This is a genomic window from Paenibacillus sp. J2L1-98 (assembly GCF_056269405.1).
In genome coordinates, this window is the sequence record NZ_JBWDNW010000048.1 from 1 (window position 1) to 7,964 (window position 7,964).

Annotated in this window: 12 protein-coding genes; 1 reads left to right on the forward strand and 11 read right to left on the reverse strand. The window is 40.9% G+C overall.

Annotated features, from left to right (window positions below):
* Positions 1-243: 243 nt before the first annotated feature.
* The 4 genes from AC0YNZ_RS31065 to AC0YNZ_RS31080 all read right to left on the reverse strand — a co-directional run bounded on the left by AC0YNZ_RS31065 (position 244) and on the right by AC0YNZ_RS31080 (position 1,957).
* Complete coding sequence (locus AC0YNZ_RS31065; protein WP_475830222.1) at positions 244-537, reverse strand: hypothetical protein; 294 nt, start codon at positions 535-537, stop codon at positions 244-246.
* Entirely contained in the window at positions 538-798 is a 261-nt protein-coding gene (locus tag AC0YNZ_RS31070; RefSeq protein ID WP_475830223.1) for a hypothetical protein, read from the reverse strand.
* Positions 799-921: 123 nt separating this feature from the next.
* Positions 922-1,161, reverse strand: coding sequence for a hypothetical protein (locus AC0YNZ_RS31075; protein ID WP_475830224.1), 240 nt, complete (start codon positions 1,159-1,161; stop codon positions 922-924).
* Positions 1,154-1,957 carry a ParM/StbA family protein gene (locus AC0YNZ_RS31080; RefSeq protein WP_475830225.1) on the reverse strand — a complete coding sequence of 268 codons (804 nt, stop codon included), beginning with the start codon at positions 1,955-1,957 and terminating at the stop codon, positions 1,154-1,156. Before AC0YNZ_RS31080 ends, AC0YNZ_RS31075 begins: the two co-directional genes overlap by 8 nt.
* A gap of 150 nt (positions 1,958-2,107) precedes the next feature.
* Here AC0YNZ_RS31080 and AC0YNZ_RS31085 point away from each other — a divergent pair, with 150 nt between their 5' ends.
* Positions 2,108-2,386, forward strand: coding sequence for a transcriptional regulator (locus AC0YNZ_RS31085; protein WP_475830226.1), 279 nt, complete (start codon positions 2,108-2,110; stop codon positions 2,384-2,386).
* 476 nt (positions 2,387-2,862) lie between these two features.
* On the opposite strand, the gene AC0YNZ_RS31090 is transcribed toward AC0YNZ_RS31085, so the two are convergent.
* From AC0YNZ_RS31090 to AC0YNZ_RS31120, 7 genes are all read right to left on the reverse strand, one after another.
* Positions 2,863-3,231: an NADPH-dependent FMN reductase gene (locus AC0YNZ_RS31090; RefSeq protein ID WP_475830233.1), complete on the reverse strand. Its 369-nt coding sequence runs from the start codon at positions 3,229-3,231 to the stop codon at positions 2,863-2,865.
* A 30-nt stretch (positions 3,232-3,261) separates the two neighbouring features.
* Positions 3,262-3,420, reverse strand: coding sequence for a hypothetical protein (locus AC0YNZ_RS31095; protein WP_475830227.1), 159 nt, complete (start codon positions 3,418-3,420; stop codon positions 3,262-3,264).
* Positions 3,421-3,564: 144 nt separating this feature from the next.
* Entirely contained in the window at positions 3,565-4,314 is a 750-nt protein-coding gene (locus AC0YNZ_RS31100) for a tetratricopeptide repeat protein (protein WP_475830228.1), read from the reverse strand.
* A gap of 75 nt (positions 4,315-4,389) precedes the next feature.
* Positions 4,390-4,755 (reverse strand): hypothetical protein, encoded by a 366-nt coding sequence (locus tag AC0YNZ_RS31105; RefSeq protein ID WP_475830229.1) that lies wholly within the window; start codon positions 4,753-4,755, stop codon positions 4,390-4,392.
* Positions 4,756-4,832: 77 nt separating this feature from the next.
* Positions 4,833-5,213, reverse strand: a complete 381-nt coding sequence (locus tag AC0YNZ_RS31110; protein ID WP_475830230.1) for a hypothetical protein — start codon at positions 5,211-5,213, stop codon at positions 4,833-4,835.
* A 649-nt stretch (positions 5,214-5,862) separates the two neighbouring features.
* The gene (locus AC0YNZ_RS31115) at positions 5,863-6,210 is read right to left on the reverse strand and encodes a helix-turn-helix domain-containing protein (RefSeq protein WP_475830231.1); all 348 of its coding nucleotides are present in this window, start codon (positions 6,208-6,210) and stop codon (positions 5,863-5,865) included.
* A 192-nt stretch (positions 6,211-6,402) separates the two neighbouring features.
* Complete coding sequence (locus AC0YNZ_RS31120) at positions 6,403-7,377, reverse strand: phosphotransferase enzyme family protein (protein ID WP_475830232.1); 975 nt, start codon at positions 7,375-7,377, stop codon at positions 6,403-6,405.
* Positions 7,378-7,964: the final 587 nt, after the last annotated feature.

A 7,964-nucleotide genomic window follows, 5' to 3' on the forward strand; every position in this document is an offset into this window, starting at 1 on the left:
AACGAACGGTTACAAGCAAAACTAAACGGCCTCAGTCCGATGGAATTTAGGACCAAGGCCGCTTAATTGATTTTTGTTATTTGTACTGTCTACTTGACGGGGTTCAGTTCACGTCCATGGCTGCCGCTTTTTCTATTTTTTTGAGTCAGTCTAATACTTATTTTACGAAATCTGACGGATTTATAAGTCCAATTGCCGTGTGTTATCTACACATCCAGTCTAATACTTTATTTGCCTTAAACACTATCTCAATTGCTTCCTCCCACTGCCAATCCGATGTGTAACATAGTCTACAACGTCGGGCGAATCGGCAGACTGCCTTGGTTCTTCGCGATTAGCAATCTTCAGCGTTTTTCTAACAACTGACCCGGCTGCGTATTTCAAAACATCGTCAAGGGTTATGTGATCGATTTCAGCTGTCCGAGCGTTATGGAGGTATACCAGTGTCTCCATTCCAGAGACCACTTTCGGTGAGAGATGGACAAGCATAGGCTGCTTTTCACGCTTACCAAATAAAACATCCCCAAGCCATGACATCTAAACCTGCCTCCCACGTCTTAACGTATTCATGTCCTGCTGATAGGTAAAATGTCCACGGCGCATATCTCGTTTGTATTTATTATTAATCCGTTTAATGAATTCTGCGCTATCCAGAGCATATTCAATGGCTTCGGTATAAAACAAATTCAGCGAGATATTATGTCGGAAGCTAAGCGCATCTATCTCACTGTGCGTCACCTCATCGATCCTGAGCGTCACACGATGCTTTTTATCAACTCTTTCAACCCTCTCCTTCATTACGTATCAGCCTCTCCATTAATTAATTATCTTGGCAGTCATGACGTCATGACATCGGGTTTAGGGTGGTCGGAGGGAGGCTTCTTGAGGGAGGTGCCTCAGCCTCCGCCCTTCCCTGTCCTACTATACAAAGTCCCCTACACTGAACGCCAAGGCATCACTGGTCTCAATTGCGCGCGGAGAGGAATTCGACAGCGCGCTTGGTGCTGTTGCATGGAAAGCCTGATCGATATCTCGTTGAATGAGTCTCTTCATATAAGCCGATTGATTCTTCCTTTCGATCACACGCTGATACAGCTCCTTTTGATCCGGATCAGCGATGTTAAAGACGACCTGTACGCGCTTTTTAATGAGCTCACCCATAGATCTTTCTCGCGATCATGTAAAAGGCTTTAACGTTCGAGAAGAATGGATCTGGCTCAAGTAATTGGCAATGCGGAAAGAATTCTTCCTGCAGGTAAGGAAGGATCGCCGGTGCCCCACCCCCGCATAGATAGACTGCATCTCCCTTCCCCCACTTCCTATTAACGGACTTCGTGCCAATTTGCCTTGCAAATGCTGCAACCTGCAGGTTGCTCTTGCTCTCCATTCCTTCCGCGAATGTGAAGCTGCTCTTATTTATGTATTGCCGATCTTTGAGAGTCGCGTAATTAACGCTGCCGCTACCGATATCGATCACGCGGACGATTCCCGTCCCCGGGGCTAGGAGCCCCGCTGCCGCACCTTCGGGTGATATTTCGCACTGACGAATGACGATGGTTTTGCGAATTCCGTTTACAATCAGATCGTGCCGGCGCTGTAGCATGTTTTTTATTGCAGTCTTCTCCTCTTCTGTATGAGTTGCGATAGGCTGGCCGACAACAATGTTGAACTCTATCCCTACCCCGAACTGATGCAATGCAATCAATATCCGGAGCAATGCGTCAAAGTGAGCCTTGGAGTCGTCTTTTCTGCTCTCAGCATACTCGCTCTCGTCTTCGGCCAGCGTGCCTGCAAAGCCGCACTTCCCTTCGTACTCCCACTCGAAATCAAACGGCTTCCTCTGCCCTTTCAGATTCCGCTCAAGCTCATTGATACCGATTGCCGAAGGAAATTTAATGAGCTGCTTTCCGTCATAAAATTTCGTGTTTCTATTCCCCGCGTCGATGGCTGCATACATCTTATCTTCGCCTCCTTTTGTGTGTACCCAGGTGCGCACGTTTATAGCTGCGCTTGCCGTTGTGTGTACCTAGTTACATACCTACTCACTATCGCTTGTCCACTATTCCCGAAATCGGAAAATAACGTTTAGTAATCGGGAAATTTGTTCATGCTGTTAATGTTCATGCTGATAGGAGACAAAGAAAAAGGAGGAGAAAGAACAATGTTTGGACTGGGAAAGAAACGCACCAAACTAGGTCAGTGGTTAGATCGTAAAGGGATAAAACAGGAGTGGGTAGCAGAACAAGGGGGCGTGGGAAGAACTACAGTTTCGAATGCTTGTGGGGATGACCAATATATTCCAAGCGGGTCGTCAATGAAAAAAATAATAAAAGCCCTACGGGAAATAGATCCTTCAATTCGAGCTGATCAATTTTGGGATATATGAAGCCATTGATTAAGAGCAGCCGGAGGATGTTAACGGAACATGTAGTGCGAATTAATGATAGGAGCACCAAAATGTTTCAATCTATTTCATAAAGCTACCTCCCTCGGCTCGTTCTAACATATAAAACCTTAAGGAGAGAATATATTCCAACAGCCATGGCTAACAGCAGGATCGTTTTCACTGTAGCATCATCTATAAAGTTAAATAGAACTGATGTTATAGAAACAGCAGAAAGACCTGCTATTACCATGAACACAGAGCTTACAATTAAATTAATAATCATCTTTAATAGCAGGTCTAACATCTTCAGACCACCTCTACTTAGAATTCAAAGGATAATTTAATGGAGAGCATCCACTTCTCGAACCTTGAACTCGTTAGCAGACTTTCACAACTAAATTACTCCAATATGACGGTACTTTGGGTATGTGCTTTCAACGACCGAGCCACCTCAGTTCATAACAGCAGCTAGCTAATTATTTCTCTGAAATAGCTTGTGACAGCGCACGAACCAAGTTGAGGAGTGAAGACAAAGTATTAGTGTCCGTCATGCTACCATTCGGCCCGATCATCTTACTGACGTACGGAACGGCAAGCGAAGCTTCGTCCGGGATAGCAGCGCTCATCATCTTTAGAGTCAGTATCAGCGATTGTAATGCTACTGCACCACCATCCGGATGTGGGGATGCGCTTATAACTACTGTCGGCATGTTCATGAACTCTCCCGAAGAAACGACCCAGTCCAGCGCGTTCTTGAGCGATCCTGGCACTCCTCGTGCATATTCCGGTGTGCAGATCACGATCCCATCCGCCGAACGCAGCACTTCCCGCCATTCACGCACCACCCCATGCAATTGGGCTTCGTCAACGTCTAGTTATGGACTGAAATGTGGTAAAGTCGAGAGCCCTTCATACATACGAAATTCCATACCGGCAGGCAACATTCCTCCGATCGACGAAAGCAACCAAGTATTCGACGATTGCTTGCGCAGACTTCCGGATATGCCAAGCACTACAAGACTTTTACGCTCCATTTGGTTCACCACCGTTCATTCGATATCTATAGTATAAACCCTATGAATGGGGCCGTATATTTTAGCTTGCGCTATGCTGCCCGATAATTGAGTAGGCTCATCCGGCAGCCTGTCATTCATCGTACCCGTTAGCGTAATTTGTTTCTAATTTTTCTCTTGCTCTTTTGCGAGTAACTTTCGATATATTTTAAAAAATATTTCTGCTTCTTGAATAATACCCAACTTTGTCAGAACAACGCCCTTGTTGTAGTAATAATCTAAATCACTTGGATTTATCACAATAGCCTTTTCAAAATGTTGCAACGCTTCGTTATACAACTTTTGGTCATACAGAAGGTTACCCAAATTGTAGTGAGCCTCGTCCTTTTCGGGGTCAATCTCAATACATTTTTTGTAGCTTTCAATTGCGGCATTATCTAATTTGAGTTCCTTCAATACAATTGCTTTATTAAAATGAGCAGATGAATGGTTAGGTTTTGCTTCTATTGCTTTATCGTAAGCTGTTAATGATTCTCTGTACTTCTTTAGCTTCTTAAGTTCATTAGCTTTGTTAAAGTACGCTGAGCTAAAAAGTGGGTCTAGCTGTATGACCTGTTCATACAAAGCAATTGCTTCAATAGACTTTCCCTGACACGACAAAGAATTAGCCTTATTATAAATACAATCAGGTTTATTAGGTTCGATTTCTAATGCATTGTCGAAAAAAATAACGGCTTCATCATGACGTTCTAGTTCAGCTAGTGTATTCGCTATGTTGAAATATATCGTTGCATTGTTTGGATACAAATGTAACGCTTGTTGAAAGTACGGAATTGCTTCTTCAAATTTTGCTTGCTGGGCTAATTTTATACCTTCACTGTTTAATTGGATTGCTTGTTGTATTTGAATATCCATCTATAACTCACTCCGTTATAAATTCGCTCTACCTAATGTTTCGCTAAGGCTTGGTTTTATTAGTGTACCATTTCGTTAGTTGAATAATGGTTCGGTTTCTATCCTAAACTGAATCCATTCGATACCTGTAACTTTTGTTTTAGTGGTTAGTCCACTAAATTCCCAAATTCCCGATTCCGAATTGGAAGGACCAGTAACCTGCCATTCATCAGCCAATTTGTGAGCAATTACTAGGGTTGAGAAAACGGCATAAGAAATATCGTCCTTATTTAAGGATGTGCTAAAACCAACATCATATAAAGCCGAATCCTTCCAATAACGTTTACAGGATAAAAGGTCAGCATTCGTCTCACAAATCTCTTCAAATTTTGAGAGTAATCTCCGAGCCTTTTCCTCTGTATTCGCTTTGAAAAAAGCATGCCAATGAATGTTTTTATACATTTAGATACCCCAATCATTGAATAAGATGCGATGGTGACTTAACAATTCAGCCTGTTGTCATTGAACCATCGTACCCGTTAGCTTAACGATTCAGTAATAAAAAATCCATGTGGATAGTTCTCGTCATCTTCCTTATCTACATCAGGGTACCGATTAAAGACTGATTGAAAATCATCGTGTTTGATCAGATGGTCGATAAGTTGTTCAATTCTCTGACTGCTTAAAACATCAATTAATACCATGTCGCTGGACCAAAAATATGAACCATTCATACATTCACCGGTTTGTATATTCTTTTGCCTTAACGTCTCGATATTTTTGTAAGTGAAAAAGCTTGCAATCCATTTCGAACGATCCGGAAAGACAACAATAACATCGGTATTTTCATCGTCACAATCCCATGAGCCAACTGGCCATATTTCAGCTTCTATCCATACATGACGCTTCGAATAGTTCATGCTTGTCTCCTCTAAATATGTTGCATTTTGAGCTATCGTACCCGTTAGTTGAAGGCCAACTACCTCTTTTTTTTCTTATAAACTTGAATGAAATATAGAATAGTAGATGAAATTATGATCCAAAGAATAGCTCCTATAAAACTAAACGTAGACCCGTTCTTATGGAAAGTTACGATGCTCAGGACCTCAGTGTTCATAAGATAGCCCAGAAAATAAAGTACCAAAAGAGTTCCCAAAAATACTAAAAGTGTTAGCCTCTTATCATTCATCGAACTTTTACCCCCCAAAATGAATATAACATATCCATTTGTTCTCTCCTACGTTATCCTGCCAGTTAGTTGAACAAAGGGCTGCCATGTAGAGACCGCTGCAAAAGTCCATTTTTTTCAGAACACCAAATGAGTTTAAAAAAAAGAGCCTCTAGAATCGCTTCTAAAGCTCGTTTCGCGTTTAGGGAGACATATTTGACCCTCTAAATTCTTTCGTTTTTCCAAAAACACTACTTTTGCAGCGGTCTCCATGTAGCAGCCCTTTCTTTTTGAACTATCGTACCCGTTAGCCATCCATGCCACTCACGCGGCACCACAGATTATGGAAGTAATTGCGTTATTCCATGGGAGCTTAACGATTCATTCGAATTTGAATCAATTTAATACTGCATTCTTTGTTGTGAGGATTCTATAATCCATTCGTTTAAACCAACACTACTTACAAATATGTCATTACCTATTTTGATAATGGGAAACATCTTACCCGTATAAGAGCCACTTGTTTTAAGAATTGTTTCTTCAAAACTAATAATAGCTCTTACTTGAGATTCAGATATATTTAGGTAATCAGCTGTTTCTTGGATTGTCATTAGGGGGGGATTTGGGTTTTCCTTTTCAATTGTTTCGCTTGATGATGATTGATTTCCGCTTATGATAAGGCAACCTGTGATGAATGCAATTCCTAAAAATACAGAACAGATAATATTACTCAAATTAGAATTCTTCAACGAAATTTCCCTCCAAATAAAAATAAACTTATCATGACACGCAAACAGATATGCTTAATTTTAACATAATTGGAACTATACTGCCTGTTAGTTCAATAAAAAGAGCAGGTATCGCAGCGCCTGCTCATCATGTGTGTTATTCCACTATCGTCTCCCGTTAGCGTAACGATTGGTGGGCTATTAGCACCGTCTCTAAAACGAATAATATACCTCTTTCCCTTCAAGAAAATCTCGACAAAGCGTGTTACATATTTTTGAAGCGTGCTCTTTTATCCAGCCGTTCTTCTCAGAATCATTAATAAAAAATACATAACTAATGAAAATATCCATAAATATTTGTCCTTCAATATACCGAATCTCATCAAATGAACAGCTTGTTTTAGACGCATAACCATCCAAAAACGTTTTTCTCAACTCACTTTTTAGCATTGAAGATGCACTGCCCAAATCAAACAAGTAGTATCCGTAACCAAATAAGCAATAATCTATTAAGGAAGGATTTTGTTCTGACACAATGACATTCCCCAGTTGAAAATCAGCATGAATGTATCCCCAGGAGTTTTCCCTAGAGTCCAGTTCTGCTAACTGTTCTTTTACTATGGATAGAACGCTATTAATAACATCATAATCCTCTTGATTGAGGACAGCATTGTTTGTACCCTGTCGAAGTTCTGTTAACGCTTCATCAATCCTTTTCGCGTTGTAGACTGGTCTATGTAACTCCAATGGCATTAGAGTTTGTGAAAATTCATGTAAACTGGCGAGATTTTCTCCTAATCTATAGATAATTTGGTCTATGTTGTCTTCGTTTAGGGTAAGAGTCGAGCCTTCGATCCATTCTAGAAGAGTTGCAAAACTGGTACCAAATTGATCAGAAATATATTCAGTAACCAATTCACCTTCTTGATTTACAACAGGTCTCTGAACTTTCAGTATGTTTTTTTGATCTATTTCTCGAAGAAAAACCATTTCTGACAGTAATCCATCTCGAGTATGTTGTAAGCCTGAAAGCCCGTCAGATATTGGTTTATGTATACGTAACAAGTACTTCCTGTTATCAGGTTTGTTTGTCACTCTAAATGTAATATTTTCATTATGTCTAATGAATTCAATGATCGGCTCGATGAACGAATAGTGCAATAATACTTTCTCAGCTTCAATTATCACAACATTATCCTCCTCCAGGTCTAGAACATCCTTAATATTGTAACAGTTGCTCGTTGTGTTTTGTTATAATAAATAACTATATTTAAATTTTATTGAATGCCTGTTAGTTGAGAAGACGGCAGCCACTTCACCGGCTGCCGTCTCTTCGTGCTTATTGAGCTATCGTACCCGTTAGCTTAATCAACCCACTCTTTCCAGAAGGACCATTCACCACCGTCAAGTTTAAAAAGTGATTTGCATTGCTTACATCTTAAAATTGCACCAGAAGGACATTTGGGGTTATCTATATATAATTTGGGTACGCACTTCTCGTATCCGCATTTAGGACAAACTTGGCGCATATCTTTTCGGGTTTTCATAATATAACTCCTTGTCGTGGGTTTGTTCTTATTTTACATTTTAACATTCCATTCAGTATCCTGCCCGATAGTTCAGCAGGCTGCCGAACGGTTTTCGGCTGTTCGAAGAGGGGGAGAGACTTCATGAAGGAAAGGCTTCTGGAGGCCCGAGGATCTGCGTCCGGCCTTATCACCAAATCGCGGGTGTAAAAAAGGCCGCAGGGCGATCCCGCGGCCGATCATTAAGTT

Excerpts from the sequence above, each read along its gene's own strand:
- AC0YNZ_RS31065 (WP_475830222.1), bottom strand. The coding sequence starts at position 537 with ATGTCATGGCTTGGGGATGTTTTATTTGGTAAGCGTGAAAAGCAGCCT.
- AC0YNZ_RS31070 (WP_475830223.1), bottom strand. The coding sequence starts at position 798 with ATGAAGGAGAGGGTTGAAAGAGTTGATAAAAAGCATCGTGTGACGCTC.
- AC0YNZ_RS31075 (WP_475830224.1), bottom strand. The coding sequence starts at position 1,161 with ATGGGTGAGCTCATTAAAAAGCGCGTACAGGTCGTCTTTAACATCGCT.
- AC0YNZ_RS31080 (WP_475830225.1), bottom strand. The coding sequence starts at position 1,957 with ATGTATGCAGCCATCGACGCGGGGAATAGAAACACGAAATTTTATGAC.
- AC0YNZ_RS31085 (WP_475830226.1), top strand. The coding sequence starts at position 2,108 with ATGCTGTTAATGTTCATGCTGATAGGAGACAAAGAAAAAGGAGGAGAA.
- AC0YNZ_RS31095 (WP_475830227.1), bottom strand. The coding sequence starts at position 3,420 with ATGGAGCGTAAAAGTCTTGTAGTGCTTGGCATATCCGGAAGTCTGCGC.
- AC0YNZ_RS31100 (WP_475830228.1), bottom strand. The coding sequence starts at position 4,314 with ATGGATATTCAAATACAACAAGCAATCCAATTAAACAGTGAAGGTATA.
- AC0YNZ_RS31105 (WP_475830229.1), bottom strand. The coding sequence starts at position 4,755 with ATGTATAAAAACATTCATTGGCATGCTTTTTTCAAAGCGAATACAGAG.
- AC0YNZ_RS31110 (WP_475830230.1), bottom strand. The coding sequence starts at position 5,213 with ATGAACTATTCGAAGCGTCATGTATGGATAGAAGCTGAAATATGGCCA.